We start from the raw sequence: 21,340 nt of genomic DNA, 5'->3' as shown, positions 1-21,340 counted from the left end.
TCCGCCCTCCGACCTCAGAACGGATTGATCGACTTCTCGCGCCGGTAGTGGACGTAACCGACGCTCGCCCCCGCGCGCAGCCCGACGCCCAGCCGGATCGGCGCCAGCGTGATGCCGTTGGCGCGCTGGTAGTTCACGCCCGCGCCGCCGATGTAGTACAGGCTGCCGTCCACGCCGGGGAAGCGGCGATAGATCGCGCTGGCCTTCGGCAGCTTGTAGACCAGCGTGAAGACCTTCGACGCATTGCCGCCGACGTCGAACCCCACCGACGGCCCCGCCCAGTAGACCTTGCCGCCGCCACCGCGCTTCATGATCAGCTGGCCATCGCCGTAGCGCAGGCCCACCGTCACGGCGCCGCTGGCTTCCTGGCCCTTGATGTAGGCGTTCGGGCGCCCTTGGTCCTTGAAGGCCTTCTCGATCACCTTGGCCAGGCCTTCGGTCGTTTCGCCGAAGAACTCGGTCGCCTCATGCAGGACCGAGTCCTGGTCGTAGGTGTCGTCCTCGTTGTCGGCGGCCAGCGCCGGCAGCACGGCCAATCCGGGCGGCAGCACCAGCCCCGCGGCGGCATAGCGGCCCAGCCGTCCCAGCGCGTCGCGGCGCGTGCGCATCGACGGCGCCTCGCTGAGATCGATCAGCCCCTCGGTGGGGATGTCATGACGGTCCATGTGAATCTCCGGGTAAGTCTGAATGGCGTCGGGTGATGGCGTCGCCCGCGCCGGGTCGGGTGGGACGGCAAGGGAAGTGCCCGCCCTCCGAACCGATGGATGCTACCCGCCGCCGTGACAAACGGTGTGCGCAGCGCCGCGGCGCGCCGATACACTCCCCTTCACGCCGTCGAGAGGGAACCGGTTTCCAGAACAAGGAGCGGCGATGCATGCAAAACGCAGTCGTGACAAGAGTGCATCAAGGAGGACATGCAGTGAGCAGTGATCTGCCCCGTCTGGCGCGAGCGCTGGAGTACCTGGACATGGCGTCGGCGCTTTACGTGGGCGGCGGCGCGGACCATTCCGCGCAGCTGCTGGCCGCCGCCGGCGAGCGCCTGCTGGGCGACCTCGCGCGGCTGATCCAGTCCCCCGAGCACGGCCATGAGGTCCAGCAGCTGCTGGGCCGGCTGACCCAGGCGCATGTCCCGTCGCAGGTGCCGGAGGTGGTCGGCCACAACCAGCCGCGCCAGCTCCAGGCGATGCTGTCCCGCGCGGAGACGCCTGAATCGACCGAGCTCCGCCAGGCCACGTCCGCGCTGCTGCGCGCCTCGTGGTACCTGCTGGAGACGATGGGGCTGGAACCGCTCGCGCCCTCGCGCCTGCACCAGGCGATCGAGAAGAGCACGATCTACGCCGAGCTCTGACCGCCGGCTCAACCGGAAGACACCATGAGCGCCGCCGAACGCCGTCACTTCTCCCGCATCGCGTTCGCCGGTCCGGCGCAACTGGTGACGGTCGATCAACGCCTGCCGGTGCAGGTGCTGGACCTGTCGCTCAAGGGCGCGCTGCTGCTGCTGCCGCCCGGCTCGGACGTCGAGCCCGGCGCGCTGTGCCTGCTGGACCTGCCGCTGGCGCCGCACGACGGCCGCATCACGATGGCGGCCCAGCTCGCGCACGTGGAGAGCGATCGCGCCGGGCTGCTCTGCCTGGGCATCGACATCGAGAGCATCACCCACCTGCGCCGCGTCATCGAGCTCAACCTCGGCGACGCGACGCTGGCCGAGCGCGACCTCAAGGCGCTGGTGGCGTCCTGAGCGGCAAGCGGCACTTCGCCGGCCGCTGGCCCTCACGCCCGCCCGCTCCCGCGAGCAAGTCCGGGTCGCCCGCGATCCACCCGCCGATCACCCGGCGATGAACTTCCTCAGCACCGCGAAGGCCGCGACCGGGTCGTCCCGCCACGCGCCATGCCCGACACCCGGGAAACGCGCCAGCTGACGCCACTGCGCGGGCAGCGCGTCGTGGATCTCCAGCGCGTCCTCGAGCGGGCAGACCGGGTCATCCTCGCCCACCATCACCAGCACCGGGCACAACGCCTTCTCCAGCCCCTTGAGGAGCCCGAGGTCCTGCTTCTCCCCGCTGACGAAGTGCAGCAGGATGTCCAGGTTCAGCAGCGTGCGGCCGCCCGCCTCGGGATCGGCCGCGGGCTGCGTGTTGTAGAGATGGCGCACGCCGGCCCAGTAGGCCTCGAAGGTCTCGCGCGTCGGACGGCTCCAGAAGGCCTCGGCCAGGGCGCGGGCCTCGGGGCCGCCGCGCCGTTCGAAGGCATCGAGCTTGCGCGCCAGCCCCATGTGGTGCGAGGTGCTGGACAGGATCACCTTCGAGGCGTGCCCCGGATGCCGCGCGATGTAGCGCTGCGCGACGAAACCGCCGAAGGACTGGCCCAGCACGATCGGCTTCTCGATGCCCAGCGCATCGCACAGGCGGACGATGTCGTCGGCCCACAGGTCCAGCGTCCACTCGGACGACGGACGCGGATCGCTGCGGCCATGGCCGCGATGGTCGTAGTAGACGATCTGCGCGAGGTCCGCCAACTGGCTGAACGCCGGCTTGAACGCCGCATGGTCGAAACCCGGCCCGCCATGCATGCAGATCAGCGTCGGCTTCTCCCGCATCCGTGCCCCGTCCGGCACCAGGCCGGGTCCCTCGACGTCCACGAACAGGCGGACGCCATTGCCGATATGGATCTTCATGGGCGGCGAGTATGCCGCGTCCGTCCCTCATCCGTCCCTCATCCGCGCCGCGTCCGCCCCACGGATGCCGGACTCGTCCGACCCTGGGCGGCTTCGTCGCACGCCCGCTGGCAGGCCCCGCGCACGGCGGCCAGAATGCCGTCCATGTCCGATGCGTCCTCCGCCCCGCCCGCCGGCGACCCGTCCGAGCCCCGCCGCTCGGCGCGGGACGCGGCGTTGCAGCTGTTCAACCTGCGCATGATCGCGGCGTGCTTCTATTTCTGCCTCGCGATGGCGGGCTCGCGATCGCTCACCTGGATGACGCAGGACGACGGCATCGCCGACTGGCTCATGGAGTGGCTGCGCTTCACCCGGCAGACGCTGCTGACCGCCCTCAGCGTGCTGGCCGCGCTGGCGCTGGCCGAGGCCCTGCTCACCCGCTGGCGGACCCGGTGGCCGGTCGGCTTTCGCGCCGTCGCCATCACCGCGGGCGCCACCGTCGGCACGCTGCTGCGCTACAAGGTCGCCAACCTGGGTGCTCCCGATGCGCCGCTGCATTGGGACTGGGTGTTGTCCACCTCGCTGCTGTGGCTGGTGCTGGGCGGCTTCTTCGCCGCGCTGCTGCACGGCGTGCGCGAGGAACGCAGCGCCCAGGCCCGGCTCGCCGAACTCGCCCGCCAGCACGACACGCTGCAGGCCCAGCAGATGGAGGCCCAGTTCTCCGCGCTGAACGCGCAGATCGAGCCGCACTTCCTGTTCAACACGCTGGCCAACGTGAAGCGTCTCTACGAGACCGCGCCCGAACGCGGCCGCGACATGATGGGCAGCCTGATCGCCTACCTGCGGGCCGCCCTGCCCAGCATGCGCCAGGGCATGTCCACGCTCGGCCAGGAGCTCGAGCTCGCCCGCAGCTACCTCACCATCCTGCAGATGCGCATGGGCGAGCGGCTGCGCTTCGACATCGAGGCCGACGCGGCGCTCTTCGCCACGCCGCTGCCGCCGATGGTGCTGCCGACGCTGGTGGAGAACGCCATCAAGCACGGCCTGTCCCCGCTGCCCGAAGGCGGTCGCATCGACATCTCCGCACGGCGCGACGCCGGCGGCCAGGGCCTGGTCCTGGAGGTGCGCGACACCGGCCAGGGCTTCGCCGCCAGCGGCGGCAGCGGCGTGGGCCTGGCCAACACCCGGGCGCGGCTGACGGCGATGTACGGCCGCGAGGCCTGCCTGGAGCTGGAGGCGGCGGCGCCGCGCGGCGTGGTCGCGCGGGTGCGCGTGCCGCTGGGCGGCGCGTCGCCGCTGTCGCACCCGGCGCACGCGACGCAGGCGAACGCCGCGGCCACGGCCGGGGCCGCCCCATGAGCGCGGCCGCCTGGCTGCCCCACGTCTGGCGGTCGTGGCGCTCGCTGCGCCGCGAGGAACTGTCGTGGTTCCTGCTGATGGGCATCTTCTTCGGCCTGCTGGACGTGTCCTCGATCTTCTACGTGATGGACAACCCGCGCTGGCCGGCGGCGCTGATCAACCAGATGGCGACGCCGCTGCTGGTGGCGCTGGCGCTGCTGCTGACCTGGCTGCCCGCGGCGCGCAGCGCGCTGGACGATCGCTGGCGGATCGCGCGCCTGGGCGCCGCGGTGGTGATCGGCGCGCTGCTGGCCAAGCTGCTCTACAGCCAGCTGATGCCGCTGCTGCACCTGCCCTCGATCGCCGAACTGGCGCGCGAACGCAAGGGCGAGGGGCCGTACCTGCCGATCCGCTCGCTCAACTTCATCGGCGAGAGCCTGTCGATCTGCGTGAACGCCGGGCTGTCCGTGGCCTGGATCGAGATGGTCATGCGGCGTCGCCACACCCGCGCCCGGCTGGAGGCGCTGCTGCGCGAGCAGAGCGCGATGCAGCGCGACGCGGTCGCCGCGCGGCTGGCCGCGCTGCAGGCGCAGGTGGAGCCGCAGTTCCTGTTCGACACGCTGGTCGACATCGAGCGCGCCTACGGACGCGCCGACCATGAGGCGCCCGATCAGATGGAGCGCCTGATCCGCCACCTGCGCGTGGCCCTGCCCCGGTTGCGCGATCGCGGCGTGACGCTGGCCTCCGAGGCGGCGCTGCTGGACAGTTACCTCGCCGTGGTCGCGGGGCGCCATCGCCGGCTGCTGCCCTTGTCGACCGAGTGGTCCGCGTGGCTCGCCACGCGTCCGTTGCCGCCGATGCTGCTGCTGCCGCTGGCGCAGCTGATGCTGCGCGACACCGCGCGGCTGCCCTCGCAGGCCCGGCTGAGCGCACAGGAAGCGCCCGGCGGCGGCCTGCGGCTGCGACTGTCCTTCGACCGCGGCGGACTGGGCGGCGAGGAAGCCGCGCTGCACGCGCTGGGCGAACGGCTGGAGCGCCTCGAACGCGCCCCCGGCACGCCGCCGCCGCGGCTGCAGTGCCGCAGCAATGCCGACGACACCGAATTCACGCTGGAGCTGCCCGCATGACCCCGCACCCGACCGCCGTCGTCGCCGAGGACGAGGCCACGCTGCGCCATGAACTGGTCGAGCGCCTCTCGCAGCTCTGGCCGGAGCTGGACATCCTCGGCGAAGCCGCCGACGGCGTGCAGGCGCTGCGCCTGCTGCACGAGGTCAAGCCCGACGTGCTGTTCCTCGACATCGAGATGCCCGGCGCGACCGGCCTGGACGTGGCGCGCCAGGTGCAAGGCCGCTCGCACGTCGTGTTCGTCACCGCCTACGACCAGTACGCCGTCGCCGCCTTCGACGAGGGCGCGGTGGACTACCTGCTCAAGCCGCTCGAGCCCGCACGCCTGTTCACCGCGATCCAGCGCATCAAGCAGCGCCTGGCGGGTCCGCCCGCCGACCTCAGCGCGGTGCTCAGCCAGCTCGGTGCGCAGGCGGGCGCGACCACGAAGCGGCAGTACCTGCGCTGGATCAACGCGTCGGTCGGGCAGACGCTGAAGCTGATCACCGTCGACGAGGTGCTGTACTTCCAGTCCGACAGCAAGTACACCCGGGTCGCCACGCGCCAGGGCGAGGCGCTGATCCGCAAGCCGCTCAAGGAACTGGTCGAGGAACTCGATCCGCAACAGTTCTGGCAGATCCACCGCTCCACGCTGGTCAACGCGGCGGCGGTCGCCGGCGTGTCGCGCGACTTCCGCGGCCGCATGCAGGTCAAGCTCAAGGAGAGCGAGGACGCCCTGATCGTCGCGGAGAGCTACACGCACCTGTTCCGGCAGATGTGATGGCCACGCCGCTGTCGCGTACATGACCACGAGGGCACACGACGACTCCCACAATCGTCCACAAACGACGGGAGACAGCCATGGCCATCGACGCCGCCGCGGACACCAGCACCACCGCCACCGAACACACGCACACCCGGATCTGCCCGCTCTGCGAGGCCTGTTGCGGCCTCGAGATCCGCACCCGCCCATCCGCCGAGGGCACGTCCATCGTGTCCATTCGCGGCAATGACGCGGACCCGTTCAGCCACGGCTACATCTGCCCCAAGGGCTTCGCGCTGAAGGACCTGCACGAGGATCCCGACCGCCTGCGCCAGCCGATGCGCCGCCGCGCGGACCGCTCGGGCTTCGACCCGATCGGCTGGGACGAAGCCTTCGAGGAGATCGCGCAGCGCCTGCCGCCGCTGCGCGCGCAGTTCGGCGCCGACTCGGTCGCGCTGACGATCGGCAATCCGGCTTCGCACAAGATCGGCCTGTTCAGCTACTTCCCCCACCTGGCGCGCGCGCTGGGCACGCGCAACCTGTTCTCGGCCTCGACGCTGGACCAGATGCCCAAGCAGCTCGCCTGCGGGCTGATGTACGGCCACTGGCTCAGCGTCCCGGTGCCGGACCTGCCGCGCACCGACCTGTTCATCTGCCTCGGCGCGAATCCGATGGTCAGCAACGGCAGCCTGTGGACCAGCCCCGACTACCGCGGCAAGGCCAAGGCGATGCGCGCGCGCGGCGGGCGGATCATCGTCATCGACCCGCGCCGCACCGAGACCGCGCAGGCCGCCGACGAGCACCTTGCGATCCGCCCCGGCGGGGACGTCTTCCTGCTGCTCGGCCTGCTGCACACTGTGTTCGAGGAAGGGCTCGTGACCCTCGGCCGGATGGCCGATCATGTCGAGGGCCTGGACGCGCTGCGCGCCGCCGTCGCCGACTTCCCGCCTGAACGCGGCGCCGCGCACTGCGGCATCTCCGCGGACGCGCAACGGCGGCTCGCGCGCGAGTTCGCCACGACGCCCAAGGCCGTCCTCTACGGCCGCTTCGGCACCTGCACGCAGCGCTTCGGCTCGCTGAACAGCTGGCTGATCGACGCGCTCAACATCGTCACCGGCCACTTCGACACCGAAGGCGGGCTGATGTTTCCGAAGGCCGCGGCCTTCGCCGCCAACACGATGGGCCGGCCGGGCCAGGGCAAGGGCGTCGCGACCGGCCGCCGCCAGAGCCGCGTCGCCAAGGCGCCCGAGGTGATGGGCGAGTTCCCGATCAGTTGCCTCGCGCAAGAGATCGAGACGCCCGGCGATGGCCAGGTCCACGCACTGATCACCGTGGCCTGCAACCCGGTGCTCTCGTCGCCGAACGGCGCGCGGCTCGCTCGCGCGCTCGAAAGCCTGGACTTCATGGTCAGCCTGGATCCGTACATCAACGAGACCAGCCGCCATGCCGACCTGGTGCTGCCGCCGCCGTCGCCGTTGGAGGACTGGCACTACGACATGGTGTTCGCGCAGTTGTCCTGGCGCAATCATGCGCGCTGGTCCGGCCCGGTGATGCCTGCCGATGCCGACGCGGGTGCCGGCGAGCGCGCGCCCTCCGAAGCGCCGCGCGCCGAGTGGCAGACGCTCCTGCGACTGGCCGCGATCGCCGCGGGCCAGCCGGCCGACGCGGACTTGCAAGCCTTCGACGACGCCGCGCTTCGCGCCGAGCTCAAGCGCCAAGCGGGCGACCACGCCGACACGATCTTCGCGATGCTGGACGGCGGCGCGGGCCCGGCGCGATGGCTTGACCTGGGCCTTCGCTCAGGTCCGTACGGCGACGGCTTCGGCGCGAAGCCGGACGGACTCACGCTCAAGCGCGTGCGCGCCGCGCCGCATGGCATCGACCTCGGCGAACTGCAGCCGCGGATCCCCGAAGTCCTGCGCACGGCCTCGGGCCGCATCGAGCTGGCCCCGGCCGCGCTGCTGGCGGACCTCGTCCACGCGGATGTCGCCCTGCGCCATCCGACCGGCGACGAGCTGCTGCTGATCGGCCGCCGCGAGACCCGCAGCAACAACAGCTGGATGCACAACCTGCCGGTGCTGGCGAAGGGGCGGGACCGCTGCACGCTGCTGGTCCACCCCGACGACGCCGCCCGCGCCGGCCTGACGGACGGCCAGGCCGCGCGCCTGAGCAACGCACGCGGCAGCCTGATCGCGCCGATCACGCTCAGCGCGGACATGCGACCGGGCGTCGTGAGCCTGCCGCATGGCTGGGGCCACGACCTCACCGGCAGCCGGCTCTCGGTCGCCGCCCTGCACCCGGGCGTGAACATGAACCTGCTGCTGGACGACGAGGCCCGGGACCCGGTCTCGGGCACCTCGGTGCTCAGCGGGATTCCAGTGCGCCTGAGCGCGGCGGCGTCGTGAGCAGACTGTCCGGCACACCGGCCGCCGGTGTCGCCGGGAAGCGTCCCGCCAGCACGCCGCTGACCAGTTCGAGGTGGTGCATCACCTCCCACTGCTTGCTCAGCGCCCGCGTCGGCACGATGCCGTCGATGAGGCCGGTGAGGTAACGCCGCACGGCCTCCGTGGGACCGAAGCTGACGTCGGTCCGGTCCAGCGCCGCATGGAAGGCCAGCAGCGCCTGGCGGAAGCGGGCATCCGCGCCGCCCTCCTCGGGACCGAGTCGCCCGCCCATGAAGTGCTCGATCCAGAACTCGCCGGAGGCGGGCGCGGTGCGCAGGCAACTGAGCCGGAAGGCCGCGAGCCGCGACGGCAGCTCCGGCGCTTCCGGCCGCGACGGCAGCGTCGTGTAGTCCGAGAACCCGGCCAGCCCGTCACTGCGGAAGGTCAGCGCGCGATCGGTGAACAGGTGCCGCTCGCTGACGCGCAGCTCCGGGTTCTCCGGCAGCCGGCGGTCTTCCACCCAGACGCATCCGGCAGCGCCCACCGCCGCGCGCGCCGCGGGCGTGGGTTCGATGTCCTTGAAGAACACCATCCGCACCTGCGCGCCGCCGAGCAGCGCCATCATGTCCGGCAACGGCGGCGCATCCGGCCCGACGACGATGCCCAGCGGCCGCGATCCGAACAGCTGCACGAAGCGCCGCATCACGGCCGGCGTCAGCGACGGACCGAGCATCAGGGTCGGATGGATCCATTGCCGCTGCGGCAACGACGTGAACAGCTGACGGCCCCATTCCAAGGATTGCGCCGGCGGCAGCAGTTCGAAATCCTGCCGCACCGGATTGACCACCAGCCAGACCTGCAGCCGGTGCGTCTCGCAGGCCTCGAGCGTGTGACGCACCGAGGTGGCCGCCTGGCGCACCGGCTCCAGCACCGGCTGCAACCGGCCTTCCGACCCGAGCAGCGGCGCGAGGTGCCGCAAGGCCAGCACCTCCTTCTGTTTGCCATGGAGATAGGGAAAGTACATCGACTCGGCCTCCGATTTGCCTGTTGAGGGAGGCGCGATGATGGGGAGCACTGACCGATCCGTCAGCAGCGAATGCCTTCATGTGTGAGGCAAGTCAAAGGACTCGCAAAAATGCTCGAAAGCGACGAGTCGAGATCGCACCGCCCACGGAGGTCGCGACACTGATGCGCCCCTTTTTCCGGGGAGGCGTCGCAGGCATGAAAAAGGGACCGCGTGTGCGGTCCCTGCGAGGAGAGAAAACGGTCGGCGCATCGCGCCGCCGGTCCCGTTCAAGCAGCGCTGTTCAAGCGCGGCCGTTCAAGGATTGCTCGTGGGCTTGGCCTGCTGCGCCTGGCCCATCGCGGCCAGCTCGGCCTCGCTGATGATCTCCATCGCGCGCACGACCTTCTGCACGCCGCGCACACCGCGCGCGATGTCGGTCACGCGGGTGGCTTCGCGCTCCGTCACGCGGCCCATGATGTACACGTTGCCGCGTTCGACCACCACGTAGAACGCGTTCGAGATCAGATCTTTCGCATCGACCAGGCTGGCCTTGACCTTGGCCGCGATGGCGACGTCGTTGGCGCGGCTGGACAGCGAACTCAGCATGCCGACGCCGACCTCATTGAGCACGCTGCTGACGTTCTCGACGCCCTGCGCGATGCGCTCGACGGCGGCCTTGTCCTCGTCGTTGCGGGTCTCGCCGGTCAGCAGCACCATGCGGTTGTAGCTGTTGACGCTGATATGCACGCGGTCGCCGAGCTGCTCGCGGATGCGGTTGGAGGTCTTGAGCTCGATGCCCTGGTCCTCGAGCTGCGTGCCGGAGGTGCGGCGGTCGGTCGCCACGAGGGCGCCGCTCACCGCGGCGCCGCCGACGATGAGCGGGACGCACGCGGTCTGCAGCAGGGCGGCGCCGAGCGCGGCGGCAAGCATCAGGCGGCGGTTCCAACGGGTCTGGGTCGTCATGCGGAAGTCCTTGGAGAAGTCGGAGAGGTCGGAGGGGGTCGTCGGCATCGCCGTCGGGTTCAGGATCTGGTTCAGGATCGGGTTCGAGCGCAGGGTCTGGCGCGGGGTCGAGGCCGGATCGGCGTCCGGATCATTCGCCCGCACCGAGGAGCTGCAGGTCGATCGCGTCGCTGAGGCAGTGGGAGAGCAGTCGGTGCGCCTCCGCCACCCGCGCGAAGCGGCTGTGCGGCACGCGCAGCTGCACGTCGGTGTCGAGCAGCGTGCCGCGCCACTCGTCGTCCTGCGTGCCGCTGAGCACGATCACGCTCATCTCCTGGTTGTGCGCCACCTGCAGCAGCGCAGCGGCGGCGCCGCTGGCCTGCGCCTCGAACAGCAGCAGCAGGTCGCCCGGATGGCCGAAGGTCTGGATCTGACGCATCAACGCCGACGCCGGATCGGCATAGCCCTGCGCCTGCGCGTCCAGCGCCATCGCGGCCAGGCCGGGCCGTTCCTGTTCGAAGCGGCCGGACAGCAGCGAGGCCATGTAGGTCGCGTCCGCGGCCGAGATGCCCAGGCCCGCGCTCAGCACGCGGCCGCCACCCGTCAGCGCGTCCACCATCATCTGTGCCGCGACCGCCAGCGGGCGCGACAGGCCCTCGGCGATCTGGTACAGCAGGTCCGCGCTTTCGAAGAATTGTTGTTGTATGCGTTGTTCCAACATAGGTGCGGGGATGATAAAGGCGGACGGCGGTGCCACCGGCGCCGGCGCGACCGTCGTCAATCGGGCGCCCAGCCGTCGCGCGACCACGGCGATGCCGCGTCGAACGCGCCGCGCAGCCACTCGATGCGAGTCGCCGTCGATCGCGACGACATCGAACCGGCACGGCGGCACGACGCGCTGCGTGCGAAGGAAACATTCCGCCGCGAAGATCACACGCCGTTGCTTGAGCCGGGTCACGCTGGCCGCCGCGCCGCCGTGCGCATCGCTCTCGCGGGCGCGGACCTCGACGAACACCAGCGTGCCGTCGCGGTCGCGCAGGATCAGGTCGACCTCGCCGCCGCGCGCGGACGGTCCGCGCGCCACCCGATAATTGCGCGCCACCAGCCGCAGACCCTGCCGCCGCAGATGGTCGAGGGCGCGCTGCTCGGCCTCGGCACCGCGCGCCTGCTTGTCCACGGCGTCCGTGGCGCCCGTGTTTCCCCTGGAGAATTTCTTGAACATGTCGACGTCCCCGTCCGCTTCGCTGATCGCCGCCGCTTCCGCCGCGGCCGGTCATCAGCAACACCCGGGCGGCACGCTCTACGTCGTCGCGACCCCGATCGGCAACCTCGCCGACCTGAGCCTGCGCGCGATCCACGTGCTGGGCCTGGTCGACGCGGTCGCCTGCGAGGACACGCGCGTCAGCGCTCAGTTGCTGCGCTGGCTCGGTTTGCACAAGCCGCTGGTGGCCCTGCACCAGCACAACGAGCAGCAGGCGGCCGAAGGCCTCGTCGCGCGGCTGCTGGCCGGCGAGCGCATCGCCTATGTCAGCGACGCGGGCACGCCGGCGATCTCGGACCCGGGCGCGGTGCTGGTCGCCGCGGCGGCCAAGGCCGGCGTGCGCGTCATGCCGCTGCCCGGCGCCAGCAGCGCCGCGGCGGCGCTCAGCGTCGCCGGGGACGCGCGGGCGCAAGGCTTCCGCTTCGTGGGTTTCCTGCCGACCAAGGCCGCCGAGCGCCGCACCGCGCTGCAGGCGTTGACCGGCGCGCCGCACAGCCAGGTGCTGTTCGAGGCGCCGCATCGCATCCAGGAGCTGATCGCGCTGCTGGCCGAGCTCGCGCCCGAGCAGACGCTGACGGTGTGCCGCGAGGTCACCAAGCAGTTCGAAACCATCCATACCGCGCCGTGCGCGACGCTGCCCGCGTGGCTGGCCGAGGACAAGCAGCGCGAGCGCGGCGAGTTCGTGCTGGTGCTGCATGCGGCGCCGGCGGCGTCCGCCACCGATGGTCTGCCCGACGAGGCGCTGCGCACGCTGCGCGTGCTCGTGCGCGACCTGCCGCTGAAGCAGGCCGCGGCGCTGGCCGCCGAGCTGACGGGAGAATCGCGCAAGGCGCTTTACCAGCAGGCGCTCGAATGGAAGCAGGACGCCGAAGGCGACGAGGATCAGGACCTCGACACTGACCACGACGCGGACCGCTGATCGCTTCAGCGCCGGCATCGCGCCGGCATGGCACGCCGGCATCGCGTCAGCACCGCAAGACAGACCCGACGCCCACAAGCACCGAACGCCCCGAGGGGCGTTCTTGCTTTCCGGCGCCCAGTCGGGGTTGGCGCGCTCGGACACTCAGCCGGCGGTCACTTGCCGGCAGTCCGGTTGTTGTGCTTCGCGCGGCGGATGTCGGCACTGGCGACGTCCTGCTTGCGCTGAAGCTGGCGGCGTTCCTTGGCGGTGACCACGCCGTCGGACTTGGCCTTCGCCTCGGCGTTGTTCACGCGGGCCTGTTCCTTCTCCAGATGCTGGGTTTCCTTGGCGGTCAGCTGACCGGAAGCGGCGCCGTTGGCGATGCGCTGCTGCTGGTTCGCTTCGCGCTGGTCGACGCGCGGCGTCGCGGTCGCGGCGGGGGCGGCGGTCTGGGCGAACGCCGAAGCGGCGATCAGGCTGGAGACGAGGGCGATCGACAGGGACATGCGCTTCATCGAGGTTCTCCTTGGGAGGTTGGCTGCGGTTTTCGTTGCCGCTGGGGAGACAACGAGGGTCCTGTCGGAAACGGTGACCGGGTCACCGTAAAGATCGGTGAAGCGATTGCTACCGGCGGTCACCATCCCTCCGGGAGGGTCGGCTCCGCCCGCCCCCGGGCGGGCGTCCCGGGCGATGCCTACAATCAGCCGATGATTTCGCGCGAACCCACCCTCGCCCGCCTGGTCACCGCCCGTGCCCAGCTGCTCGAACCCTTCGGCCTGACCGATGCGTCGCTCTCGCAGGCCCTGCGCCTGATCACCGAGCACCGCGTCGACGACGCCGACCTCTACTTCCAGACCACCCGCGCGGAGGGCTGGAGCCTGGAGGAAGGCATCGTCAAGAGCGGCAGCTTCTCGATCGACCAGGGCGTGGGCGTGCGCGCCGTCGCCGGCGAGAAGACGGCGTTCGCGTACTCCGACGACATCTCCGAGGCCGCGCTGCTCGACGCCGCGCGCACCGTGCGCGCGATCGCCTCGGCCGGCCAGAGCCGCCGCGTCAAGGTGCCGAGCGAGCCGATCGTCTCCGGCAGCCGCGCGCTCTATGGCGACGCCGACCCGATCGCCAGCCTGGACAGCGCGCAGAAGGTCGCCCTGCTGGAGCGCACCGAGCGCCTGGCCCGCGCCAAGGACCCGCGCATCGCGCAGGTGATGGCCGGCCTGGCCGCCGAGCACGAGGTCGTCCTGATCGCCCGCGCCGACGGCACGCTGGCCGCCGACGTGCGGCCGCTGGTGCGCCTGTCCGTCACCGTCATCGCCGAGAGCAACGGCCGCCGCGAGGTGGGTTCCGGCGGCGGCGGCGGGCGTTTCGGCCTGGCCTACTTCACCGACGAGATGATCGCGTCCTACGTCGAGCAGGCGGTGAGCGCGGCGCTGACCAACCTCGAATCGCGCCCGGCCCCGGCCGGCGAGATGACCGTCGTCCTCGGCCCGGGCTGGCCCGGCGTGCTGCTGCACGAGGCCGTCGGCCACGGCCTGGAAGGCGACTTCAACCGCAAGGGCTCGTCCACGTTCTCGGGCCGCATCGGCGAACGCGTCGCCGCCAAGGGCGTGACGGTGCTGGACGACGGCACCATCCCCGACCGCCGCGGCTCGCTCAACGTCGACGACGAGGGCTGCGCCTCGCAGCGCAACGTGCTGATCGAGGACGGCATCCTCAAGGGCTACATCCAGGACGCGATGAACGCCCGCCTGATGAAGGTCGCCCCGACCGGCAACGGCCGCCGCGAGAGCTACGCCCACATGCCGATGCCGCGCATGACCAACACCTACATGCTGGGCGGCGACAAGGATCCGAAGGAGATCATCGCCAGCATCGACAAGGGCCTGTACGCGACCAACTTCGGCGGCGGCCAGGTGGACATCACCTCGGGCAAGTTCGTGTTCTCCGCCAGCGAGGCCTTCTGGGTCGAGAACGGCAAGATCCAGTACCCGGTCAAGGGCGCGACCATCATCGGCAACGGCCCGGACGCGCTGACGCGCGTGAGCATGATCGGCAACGACATGCAGCTGGACACCGGCGTCGGCGTCTGCGGCAAGGAAGGCCAGAGCGTGCCGGTGGGCGTCGGCCAGCCGACGCTGCGCATCGACGGCCTGACCGTCGGCGGCACGGCCTGACCCTCCTGACCGTGCCAACCCTGGAATCCACGAAGGATGCCTTGCCCGATGTCGTAGTGCGACACGGGCGGCTGTCACCCCGCGGCGCTTGACGCGCCGCATTGAGCACAGGCACTATTGGCCCCATGCGTTCCGCACCCAAGTTTTACTTTGCTTATTTTTGGTTCTCGCACCGCCCCGGCGGAGGAGAGGCGAACGCATAAGCAGAGCGCCAAAGAATCCTCAAGAAACCGCCGGGCCCACAGCCCGGCGGTTTTTTTTTCGGCCGGGCGCAGTGACTACCCAGCAGCAGCCCGTCCACCACGAGAAAGCGTGATTCCCATGAATGCCAAGTCGACCAGTCCTTATCCCAGCGCCACCCAGGCGGAGCGCTGGTATTCGCCGCAGGACAAGACCTCCCAGACCGACGACGAACGCATCCTGGACATCACGCCCTTGCCGCCTCCTGAACACCTCATCCGCTTCTTCCCGATCCGTGGCACGGCCATGGAGCAGCTCGTCGTCGGCACGCGCCAGCGCATCCGCGACATCATGCAGCGCCGGGACGACCGCCTACTCGTGATCATCGGACCGTGCTCGATCCACGATCCGGCCGCGGCGCTGGAATACGCCAAGCGCCTGGTGACGCTGCGCGAGCAGCACGCCGACACGCTGGAGATCGTGATGCGCGTCTACTTCGAGAAGCCGCGCACGACGGTGGGCTGGAAGGGCCTGATCAACGATCCCTACCTCGACGAGAGCTACCGCATCGACGAGGGCCTGCGCATCGCACGCCAGCTGCTGCTGGAGATCAACCGGCTGGGCATGCCGGCGGGCTCGGAGTTCCTGGACGTGATCTCGCCGCAGTACATCGGCGACCTGATCAGTTGGGGCGCGATCGGCGCGCGCACCACCGAGAGCCAGGTGCACCGCGAGCTGGCCTCGGGCCTGTCGGCGCCGATCGGCTTCAAGAACGGCACCGACGGCAACATCAAGATCGCCACCGACGCGATCCAGGCGGCGGCGCGGCCGCACCACTTCCTGTCGGTCCACAAGAACGGCCAGGTCGCGATCGTCGAGACCAAGGGCAATCGCGACTGCCACGTGATCCTGCGCGGCGGCAAGGCGCCGAACTACGACACCCAGAGCGTCGCGGCGGCCTGCGCGGACCTGGCGACCTCGAAGCTCGACACGCGGCTGATGGTCGACTGCTCGCACGCCAACAGCAGCAAGAACCATGAACGCCAGCTGGATGTCGCGCGCGACATCGCCGCGCAGATCCGCGCCGGCGGCACCAGCATCTTCGGCGTGATGGTCGAGAGCCACCTGAAGGGCGGCGCGCAGAAGTTCAGCCCCGGCAAGGACGATCCGGCCAAGCTGGAGTACGGCAAGAGCATCACCGACGCCTGCCTGGCATGGGACGACTCGATCGAGGTGCTGGACGTGCTCAGCGCGGCGGTCCGTGCCGCGCGCACGGAGACCGTCGCACGCTGATCGCGGCGAGCGGCGTCACCCCGACACGCTCACCACGACCAGCGCTGGTTCTCGCCGCCGTTGCAGCGGTACATGATGACGGCCGTGCCCGGACGGGCGCGGCCGTTCTCGATGTCGAGGCACTTGCCGGAGTCCGCGCTGCGGATCTCGCTGCCGCGCGTGCGCCAGCGCTGGTTGGCGCCGCCGTTGCACTCGTAGGCCATGACCCGGGCGCCGTCCGAGGTGTTGCCGTTGGCGACGTCCAGGCACAGGCCCGACACGCGCAGTTCGCCGTTGCGGTTCCACTCGAAGCGCTGGTTCCCGCCGCCGTTGCAGTCGTAGACGATGAGGTTATGGCCGGGACGCGCGCCACCCTCGATGTCGAGACAGAACCCGCCCTTGCCGCGGATCTGGCGACTGTTCCAGCCGGAGTCGCCGTGCCAGTCGCCGTCGCGGTCCTTGTCCTTGTCCTTGCTGGCCAGCAGCGCGATGCCGGCGATCACCGCCGCGGCGGCCACGGCCGCGCCGACGTTGCTCGAGTTGTCCGAGCTGCCGCTGTCGCCCGTGCCGCCCGCCGCCACCGTGACCTTGAACCGGCCGCCGCAGCCGCCGTCGACCCACATCTCCTTGCTGGTCAGGTCGAAGCCCCAGGTCCGGCCGAAGCGGCAACCGCCGGCGGTCTGCTGCAGGAGCTCCACATCGGTCGCGCCGTCCGGCAGCCGGTGGCTCTGATAGCCGCCCCGCGAGTTCAGCTCGATCGTCTGTTCGGCGGCTCGTGCCGGCGCACCGCCCAGCACCAGTCCCGCCGCGACCAGCGCCGCGATGACGCGTCGCATCCAGCGCACGCGCTGATCCTGCCGACCTGGTTGGCCCATCGTGTCCTCCCCCACGTTGCCCGATCCGCGCGCCAATCGCACACGGCTTCAGGCGATGCTAAAGCGGGTCAGGCGGTGACGTCCAGCACGCGCGGCGTCCCGCCGGCGCGGTCGACATGGCTGACAAGCATCGGCCCGAGCTCGACCTGCACCCGCAGGTCGGGGAAGTTCGCGGCCGTGTAGGTGCCGTGGGAGTACGGCGGCGTCTCGATACGGCTGACCGGCGGCGCCTCCTGGCCGAGCGGATGACGGCCGTAGGTGACGTCGGCGCTGTTCTGCGCGTACATCTCCTGGAGCGGCCCTTCCGTCCCGATGAACGGGGACAGGCGCAGCACCACGGACGGCGGCGGGCCGTCCAGCATCTCCTGCTGGACTTTCGCGCGGTACTGCTGCAGCGGACTGACGTCGAACGGCGAGGTCCTGAGCGACGTCGCCTGCACTTCCGAAAACTTCAAATCGCCTCGACGGCCACCGCGCCTTCCAGCCGGTTGCCGCCCTCCCTCATGCCCATCGGTTCGTATCAAGGCGACCGTCCGGGGGGTGGCGCTTCAATCAGCGCTCAAGTCCGCGGTCGTCCAGGCCGAAATTGTCCGGGCCGCGCGTGACCGGAACGGGCCTCGCCGCCCTCGTGCCGACCGTCAATCGCCCCGGGCGCCGGACTTCGTCGCGCCGATGCCGCAGTCCTGTTCGGACAGCGGTTCCCGACGCGATCGCCGGACCGCAAGACCTGACCCGCACTTGAAAAGCGTTCGATGCGCGCGCATCTTGGAAGTCTTGCAGCGAAGCGCCGATGCGCTCACCGCCATGACCCTGCTGTTGCTCGCGCTGATCGCGGCGCTGATCTGCTTCTGGCTGATGAGCCATTCCTGGCGGCAGGCACGCCGCCGCGCCGCGCTGCGCGCGAAGGCCTTTCCCGCCGTGTGGCGCGCCATCCTGCGCCGCAACGTGCCGCAGGTCGCGCGGCTGCCGGCGGACCTGCAACTGAAGCTCAAGCGCCAGATGCAGGTCTTCCTCGCGGAGAAGTCCTTCATCGGCTGCGCTGGCCAGGTCATCACCGACGAGGTCCGCGTGACCATCGCCGCGCTGGCCACGCTGCCGCTGCTCGGCCGCAGCCGCGGCTACTACCCGAAGCTGCATACGGTGCTGGTCTATCCCGGCGCCTTCATCGTCGACCGGGTGCGGCATCAAGGCCCGCTGCAGATGCAGGACCGCCAGGTGCTGAGCGGCGAATCCTGGGGCGAGGGTCAGGTCGTGCTGTCCTGGGACGACGTGCTGCGGGACGCCGCGCAACCGGAGCGTGGTCACAACGTCGCGGTGCACGAATTCGCGCACCAGCTCGACCAGGTCAAGGGGATGGCCAACGGCGCACCGTGGCTGGGGAACCGGGCGCGTCAGGCGCGCTGGGCGGTGGTCATGCAGCAGAGCTTCGACCTGCTGCGGGCGCGGCTCGCCGCGGGCGAGCCCGATCCGCTGGGCGACTACGCGGCCACCGAACCGGCGGAGTTCTTCGCCGTCGCGAGCGAGCGCTTCTTCGGGCAGCCGTGGGCGCTGGCCCAGGCGCATCCGGCGCTGTATGCGGAGCTGCGCCGGTATTACGAGGTGGATCCTATGCTCTGGTCCTGAGCGAGGACCTCGGAGATCGTCGACGGGCCGGGGACGGCCTCAGAAGCTCTCAGAAAACCTCAGAAGCCCATCTCCGCCAGCAGCGCGTCGACGTCGTCCTGCTGCAGCGCCTTGTCGGGCGTCTGCACGCCGGCGAGCTGCTCTTCCACGGCCGCCTGCGGGGCTGCCTGTTCCTGCGCGGCAAGCAGCTGTTGCAGCGGCTCCTCGGCGGGGCGCAGCATGTTCAGCACCTTGTTGATCACCTGGCCGGACAGGTCCTGGAAGTCCTGGGCCATCATGATCTCGGTCTGCAGGCCCTTCACGCGGTCCGCGAACCCGGCGGCGCCGGCCGCATAGGCCGCGCACAGCCGCATCATCGCGCGGGCGCGTTCGACACTCAGGTCCGGCGCGGCGGCCAGACGCTGCAGCGACTCCGACAACTCGTGACCCTGTCGCGCCACCGCCTGCGCGTCCTCCTGCGCCGATTCGACGATCCCCAGCACCTTGTTGGCCGCCTGATCGGTCATGCGCTTGACGTAGTCCAGGCGCTCGCAGGCATCCGGCAACTCGTGCGACAACTTCTGCAGCGCCTGGTGCGCGGCGGCCGTGAGAGGGGTAGCGGATTGGGACATGGTGATCGAGCTCGCGAAGGGGGTCGCAGGGTCGGCGGGTGGGTTTGCGCGATGTGCGCACGGCGCTGTTGGCGGCGCTTCAGAAGCGCTCGGACGGCGCTCTTTTCAAGTGCAGAAATCTTAGTTCTGCAACTGCTGTAACCAACGGAAAGGGACGCGGGCGCCCGTGCATTTTTGGTGGGGAGCCCCGCATTTAAGTAGTTGACCCACGCCGTCGCCTGTAGCCTTCATCCCGTCCGTCTTCGGTCCGCCCTTGCTGGTGTTTGTCTTTGGCAAAGCGATCCGTTTCATGAACATGGCCACCACCCGTCCTTCGCCCGGCTTGAATCGCACCAACGCGCGGTCTGGTTCGACGTCCTCGTCGCGTTCGCCCTCGAGCGCCTCGCGCGACGACGGACGAAGCTTCGCTGCGGCGCCTCGTGCGCAGGCCGCGCAGCCGGCGCCGCCGTCCGCCTTGCGCGACGTCAGCGACATCGTCGTCGGCGTGGCGTTGATGCTGGGCGTGCTGTTCGCGTTGCTGATGTTGACGCTGTACACCCGGGACTCGATGGTCGTCGGCAAGGCGCTGCAGGAGCAGGGCCAGGCGCGCGGCACCATGATCTGCAAGGACGGGAAGGTCGCCCGCGGCGACGGCTCGCTGCCGGACCGCATCGTCGAGGACGGCGTCTTCGTCTGCACCGACTGGCGCACGCTGCAGGCGATCGAGCAGGAAGAGGCCGAGCGCGGGATGCGCAAGTACTGACCCCCAGGGGGCGCAGTCGTCAGGACCAGAGGTCCAGCGGCGGTTCGTGCGTCATGCCGCGCAGCAGGTCGCTGCGCGAGAGGAAGCCGATCAACTGGCCGTTGTCGTCGCCCACCGGCAGGCCGGGCAGGCCCAGGTCGAGCATCAATTGCGCCGCCTCGCGCAAGGGCGTGTCGGATTGGGCGACCGGCACCGGCGTCCACATCACGTCGTCCACCGGCGCGGCCAACCGCCGCGCGATGACCATGATCTCGGCCATCTCCTCGAGATCCTCCGCCAGACCGCGCGTCAGATCGCCGCGCGACACCAGACCGCGCACCTCGCCCTGGTCCCCGAGCACCGGCGCCTGCGCGACGCCGGCGCGCGACATCGTCCGCATCGCCTGGCGCAGCGACGAGCCCGACATCACGCTGATCAGCTTGCGGCTCATCAGCTGATGCACCTGCGTCAACGGCACCCGCGTGGTGTCGCCGGCGTAGGCGGCCAACGCCTCGTGCGCCATGTAGGCCGAGGGCCCGAATCCCGGCGTACCGCCGACACCGCCGCCGCCCTGCCCGACGCCGGCCAGCACCACCGTCGACGGCGTCAGGTCGCCCTGGCGAGCAATCGGCGCCACCGCGCGCGTGCGCGCCACCGCCTGCACCGGAGCCAGGTCGCGAACCTGCTCCAGGCCGCCGGTGAGGATCTTTCCGGAGGTGCCGTAGACGGAGAACATGGCGTCAGGATCTCACGTCGAAAACGCGATGCCCATTGAGGAGAACGCGCACTGCGGTGGTCGACCTCCTGCGAGTCGCCAGGCGCGGGCACTCCACGACGCAGGGGGCATCCCTCCGGGAACCCCCAGCGTCATTCCGGCCCCACGGCCAGTCTCTGACTGCACGTTGAACGGTCGACGGGGATCGGCGGCGATGCTCACGGGACCGGGTAGGCGGTCTCGTACTTCACCTCGCGAAGCACCACGTTGCTGCGCACGCTCGCGATGCCCGGGACACGGAAGACCTTGCTCTGCAGGAACTGGTCGTAGGCCTTCATGTCCGGCGCGACGATCTTGATCACGTAGTCCGCCTCGCCGGTGATCGCCTGGCATTCGACGATCTCCGGGCTGCCCGCCACCATCGCCTCGAAAGCATCCACCGCGCCTTCGGTGTGCCGCACCAGGCTGACATTCGCCAGCACGCAGATCGACAGGCCCAGTTGCTCCCGGTCCACCAGCGCCACGTGGCGCCGGATCACGCCCCGCTCCTCGAGCTCCTTGACGCGGCGCCACACCGGCGTCGCCGAGAGGCCGACCTTCTCCGCCAGCTGCTGCGTGCTCTGCCGCGCGTCGGCCTGCAGCGCCTCCAGGATCAAGCGCGTCGCTCGATCGAAACGTTCGTTCTCCATATCGGCACTTTCTGAGAATGATCTGGTCGATCCGTGCCACCGCTTTAGTAAACGGAGCAAGAAAGTGCGCATTGTCTGGGAAAGAATCCCTTCATTCATTCTTCTGACCATCCGAGCCGACCGGCGCCCCG

The 21,340-nt window shown here is 70.2% G+C and carries 21 protein-coding genes and 2 pseudogenes; 11 read left to right on the top strand and 12 right to left on the bottom strand.

Annotated elements, in window-relative coordinates; translation table 11 throughout:
• Positions 1–14: 14 nt before the first annotated feature.
• On the bottom strand, positions 15–665 hold the full coding sequence (locus ACQ4L4_RS26310) for a DUF1134 domain-containing protein (protein ID WP_431101731.1): 651 nt from the start codon (positions 663–665) through the stop codon (positions 15–17).
• Positions 666–919: 254 nt separating this feature from the next.
• Here ACQ4L4_RS26310 and ACQ4L4_RS26305 point away from each other — a divergent pair, with 254 nt between their 5' ends.
• Both ACQ4L4_RS26305 and ACQ4L4_RS26300 read left to right on the top strand, forming a co-directional pair.
• Positions 920–1,348 (top strand): hypothetical protein, encoded by a 429-nt coding sequence (locus tag ACQ4L4_RS26305; protein WP_431101730.1) that lies wholly within the window; start codon positions 920–922, stop codon positions 1,346–1,348.
• 24 nt (positions 1,349–1,372) lie between these two features.
• Entirely contained in the window at positions 1,373–1,738 is a 366-nt protein-coding gene (locus ACQ4L4_RS26300) for a PilZ domain-containing protein (protein WP_431101729.1), read from the top strand.
• Positions 1,739–1,825: 87 nt separating this feature from the next.
• Here ACQ4L4_RS26300 and ACQ4L4_RS26295 read toward each other — a convergent pair whose 3' ends face one another.
• A complete protein-coding gene (locus ACQ4L4_RS26295; protein WP_431101728.1) occupies positions 1,826–2,674 on the bottom strand; it encodes an alpha/beta fold hydrolase in 849 nt (282 codons plus the stop codon).
• A 144-nt stretch (positions 2,675–2,818) separates the two neighbouring features.
• Between ACQ4L4_RS26295 and ACQ4L4_RS26290 the strand changes: the two genes are divergently transcribed.
• The 4 genes from ACQ4L4_RS26290 (at position 2,819) to ACQ4L4_RS26275 (ending at position 8,263) form a co-directional block, all read left to right on the top strand.
• Positions 2,819–4,012, top strand: a complete 1,194-nt coding sequence (locus ACQ4L4_RS26290) for a sensor histidine kinase (protein ID WP_431101726.1) — start codon at positions 2,819–2,821, stop codon at positions 4,010–4,012.
• Positions 4,009–5,118 (top strand): histidine kinase, encoded by a 1,110-nt coding sequence (locus tag ACQ4L4_RS26285; RefSeq protein ID WP_431101725.1) that lies wholly within the window; start codon positions 4,009–4,011, stop codon positions 5,116–5,118. The genes ACQ4L4_RS26290 and ACQ4L4_RS26285 overlap by 4 nt, the downstream gene beginning before the upstream one ends.
• Positions 5,115–5,876 carry a LytR/AlgR family response regulator transcription factor gene (locus ACQ4L4_RS26280; RefSeq protein WP_377157594.1) on the top strand — a complete coding sequence of 254 codons (762 nt, stop codon included), beginning with the start codon at positions 5,115–5,117 and terminating at the stop codon, positions 5,874–5,876. The genes ACQ4L4_RS26285 and ACQ4L4_RS26280 overlap by 4 nt, the downstream gene beginning before the upstream one ends.
• Before the next feature lie 80 nt (positions 5,877–5,956).
• Positions 5,957–8,263: a molybdopterin-dependent oxidoreductase gene (locus ACQ4L4_RS26275; RefSeq protein ID WP_431101724.1), complete on the top strand. Its 2,307-nt coding sequence runs from the start codon at positions 5,957–5,959 to the stop codon at positions 8,261–8,263.
• On the opposite strand, the gene ACQ4L4_RS26270 is transcribed toward ACQ4L4_RS26275, so the two are convergent.
• From ACQ4L4_RS26270 to ACQ4L4_RS26255, 4 genes and pseudogenes are all read right to left on the bottom strand, one after another.
• Positions 8,223–9,266, bottom strand: coding sequence for a sce7725 family protein (locus ACQ4L4_RS26270; protein WP_431101723.1), 1,044 nt, complete (start codon positions 9,264–9,266; stop codon positions 8,223–8,225). The genes ACQ4L4_RS26275 and ACQ4L4_RS26270 overlap by 41 nt on opposite strands.
• Positions 9,267–9,563: 297 nt before the next feature.
• Entirely contained in the window at positions 9,564–10,211 is a 648-nt protein-coding gene (locus ACQ4L4_RS26265) for a BON domain-containing protein (protein ID WP_431105018.1), read from the bottom strand.
• Positions 10,212–10,341: 130 nt separating this feature from the next.
• Positions 10,342–10,863, bottom strand: a pseudogene (locus ACQ4L4_RS26260) (SIS domain-containing protein); the annotation flags it as partial.
• A gap of 104 nt (positions 10,864–10,967) precedes the next feature.
• Positions 10,968–11,412: pseudogene (locus ACQ4L4_RS26255) on the bottom strand (YraN family protein).
• On the opposite strand from ACQ4L4_RS26255, the gene rsmI reads away from it, so the two are divergent.
• Positions 11,411–12,370: a 16S rRNA (cytidine(1402)-2'-O)-methyltransferase gene (rsmI, locus tag ACQ4L4_RS26250; RefSeq protein WP_431101722.1), complete on the top strand. Its 960-nt coding sequence runs from the start codon at positions 11,411–11,413 to the stop codon at positions 12,368–12,370. The pseudogene ACQ4L4_RS26255 and the gene rsmI sit on opposite strands and share 2 nt — an antisense overlap.
• A gap of 155 nt (positions 12,371–12,525) precedes the next feature.
• On the opposite strand, the gene ACQ4L4_RS26245 is transcribed toward rsmI, so the two are convergent.
• A complete protein-coding gene (locus tag ACQ4L4_RS26245) occupies positions 12,526–12,867 on the bottom strand; it encodes a hypothetical protein (protein ID WP_431101721.1) in 342 nt (113 codons plus the stop codon).
• Positions 12,868–13,059: 192 nt separating this feature from the next.
• Here ACQ4L4_RS26245 and tldD point away from each other — a divergent pair, with 192 nt between their 5' ends.
• Both tldD and ACQ4L4_RS26235 read left to right on the top strand, forming a co-directional pair.
• Positions 13,060–14,523, top strand: a complete 1,464-nt coding sequence (tldD, locus tag ACQ4L4_RS26240) for a metalloprotease TldD (protein ID WP_431101720.1) — start codon at positions 13,060–13,062, stop codon at positions 14,521–14,523.
• Positions 14,524–14,844: 321 nt separating this feature from the next.
• Entirely contained in the window at positions 14,845–15,996 is a 1,152-nt protein-coding gene (locus tag ACQ4L4_RS26235; RefSeq protein WP_431101719.1) for a 3-deoxy-7-phosphoheptulonate synthase, read from the top strand.
• A 29-nt stretch (positions 15,997–16,025) separates the two neighbouring features.
• On the opposite strand, the gene ACQ4L4_RS26230 is transcribed toward ACQ4L4_RS26235, so the two are convergent.
• Positions 16,026–16,850: a lectin gene (locus ACQ4L4_RS26230; RefSeq protein WP_431101718.1), complete on the bottom strand. Its 825-nt coding sequence runs from the start codon at positions 16,848–16,850 to the stop codon at positions 16,026–16,028.
• 68 nt (positions 16,851–16,918) lie between these two features.
• Positions 16,919–17,305, bottom strand: a complete 387-nt coding sequence (locus ACQ4L4_RS26225; protein WP_431101717.1) for a hypothetical protein — start codon at positions 17,303–17,305, stop codon at positions 16,919–16,921.
• Positions 17,306–17,654: 349 nt separating this feature from the next.
• Here ACQ4L4_RS26225 and ACQ4L4_RS26220 point away from each other — a divergent pair, with 349 nt between their 5' ends.
• On the top strand, positions 17,655–18,473 hold the full coding sequence (locus tag ACQ4L4_RS26220; protein ID WP_431101716.1) for a zinc-dependent peptidase: 819 nt from the start codon (positions 17,655–17,657) through the stop codon (positions 18,471–18,473).
• A 59-nt stretch (positions 18,474–18,532) separates the two neighbouring features.
• Here ACQ4L4_RS26220 and ACQ4L4_RS26215 read toward each other — a convergent pair whose 3' ends face one another.
• Entirely contained in the window at positions 18,533–19,084 is a 552-nt protein-coding gene (locus ACQ4L4_RS26215; protein WP_377157611.1) for a protein phosphatase CheZ, read from the bottom strand.
• 289 nt (positions 19,085–19,373) lie between these two features.
• On the opposite strand from ACQ4L4_RS26215, the gene ACQ4L4_RS26210 reads away from it, so the two are divergent.
• Positions 19,374–19,826 (top strand): hypothetical protein, encoded by a 453-nt coding sequence (locus tag ACQ4L4_RS26210; RefSeq protein ID WP_431101714.1) that lies wholly within the window; start codon positions 19,374–19,376, stop codon positions 19,824–19,826.
• 19 nt (positions 19,827–19,845) lie between these two features.
• On the opposite strand, the gene ACQ4L4_RS26205 is transcribed toward ACQ4L4_RS26210, so the two are convergent.
• Entirely contained in the window at positions 19,846–20,541 is a 696-nt protein-coding gene (locus ACQ4L4_RS26205) for a CBS domain-containing protein (RefSeq protein ID WP_431101713.1), read from the bottom strand.
• A 197-nt stretch (positions 20,542–20,738) separates the two neighbouring features.
• Entirely contained in the window at positions 20,739–21,209 is a 471-nt protein-coding gene (locus ACQ4L4_RS26200; RefSeq protein WP_297525094.1) for an Lrp/AsnC family transcriptional regulator, read from the bottom strand.
• Between the last annotated feature and the right edge of the window lie 131 nt (positions 21,210–21,340).

The organism is Roseateles noduli, from assembly GCF_050626985.1.
Lineage (GTDB): Bacteria > Pseudomonadota > Gammaproteobacteria > Burkholderiales > Burkholderiaceae_C > Roseateles > Roseateles noduli_A.
The sequence above is the reverse complement of the archived record's forward strand: the minus strand, read 5'-3'. Positions and strand labels throughout refer to the sequence as shown.

Excerpts from the sequence above, each read along its gene's own strand:
- ACQ4L4_RS26310 (WP_431101731.1), bottom strand. The coding sequence starts at position 665 with ATGGACCGTCATGACATCCCCACCGAGGGGCTGATCGATCTCAGCGAG.
- ACQ4L4_RS26300 (WP_431101729.1), top strand. The coding sequence starts at position 1,373 with ATGAGCGCCGCCGAACGCCGTCACTTCTCCCGCATCGCGTTCGCCGGT.
- ACQ4L4_RS26295 (WP_431101728.1), bottom strand. The coding sequence starts at position 2,674 with ATGAAGATCCATATCGGCAATGGCGTCCGCCTGTTCGTGGACGTCGAG.
- ACQ4L4_RS26290 (WP_431101726.1), top strand. The coding sequence starts at position 2,819 with ATGTCCGATGCGTCCTCCGCCCCGCCCGCCGGCGACCCGTCCGAGCCC.
- ACQ4L4_RS26285 (WP_431101725.1), top strand. The coding sequence starts at position 4,009 with ATGAGCGCGGCCGCCTGGCTGCCCCACGTCTGGCGGTCGTGGCGCTCG.
- ACQ4L4_RS26280 (WP_377157594.1), top strand. The coding sequence starts at position 5,115 with ATGACCCCGCACCCGACCGCCGTCGTCGCCGAGGACGAGGCCACGCTG.
- ACQ4L4_RS26275 (WP_431101724.1), top strand. The coding sequence starts at position 5,957 with ATGGCCATCGACGCCGCCGCGGACACCAGCACCACCGCCACCGAACAC.
- ACQ4L4_RS26270 (WP_431101723.1), bottom strand. The coding sequence starts at position 9,266 with ATGTACTTTCCCTATCTCCATGGCAAACAGAAGGAGGTGCTGGCCTTG.
- ACQ4L4_RS26265 (WP_431105018.1), bottom strand. The coding sequence starts at position 10,211 with ATGACGACCCAGACCCGTTGGAACCGCCGCCTGATGCTTGCCGCCGCG.
- rsmI (WP_431101722.1), top strand. The coding sequence starts at position 11,411 with ATGTCGACGTCCCCGTCCGCTTCGCTGATCGCCGCCGCTTCCGCCGCG.
- ACQ4L4_RS26245 (WP_431101721.1), bottom strand. The coding sequence starts at position 12,867 with ATGAAGCGCATGTCCCTGTCGATCGCCCTCGTCTCCAGCCTGATCGCC.
- tldD (WP_431101720.1), top strand. The coding sequence starts at position 13,060 with ATGATTTCGCGCGAACCCACCCTCGCCCGCCTGGTCACCGCCCGTGCC.
- ACQ4L4_RS26235 (WP_431101719.1), top strand. The coding sequence starts at position 14,845 with ATGAATGCCAAGTCGACCAGTCCTTATCCCAGCGCCACCCAGGCGGAG.
- ACQ4L4_RS26230 (WP_431101718.1), bottom strand. The coding sequence starts at position 16,850 with ATGGGCCAACCAGGTCGGCAGGATCAGCGCGTGCGCTGGATGCGACGC.
- ACQ4L4_RS26220 (WP_431101716.1), top strand. The coding sequence starts at position 17,655 with ATGACCCTGCTGTTGCTCGCGCTGATCGCGGCGCTGATCTGCTTCTGG.
- ACQ4L4_RS26215 (WP_377157611.1), bottom strand. The coding sequence starts at position 19,084 with ATGTCCCAATCCGCTACCCCTCTCACGGCCGCCGCGCACCAGGCGCTG.
- ACQ4L4_RS26210 (WP_431101714.1), top strand. The coding sequence starts at position 19,374 with ATGAACATGGCCACCACCCGTCCTTCGCCCGGCTTGAATCGCACCAAC.
- ACQ4L4_RS26205 (WP_431101713.1), bottom strand. The coding sequence starts at position 20,541 with ATGTTCTCCGTCTACGGCACCTCCGGAAAGATCCTCACCGGCGGCCTG.
- ACQ4L4_RS26200 (WP_297525094.1), bottom strand. The coding sequence starts at position 21,209 with ATGGAGAACGAACGTTTCGATCGAGCGACGCGCTTGATCCTGGAGGCG.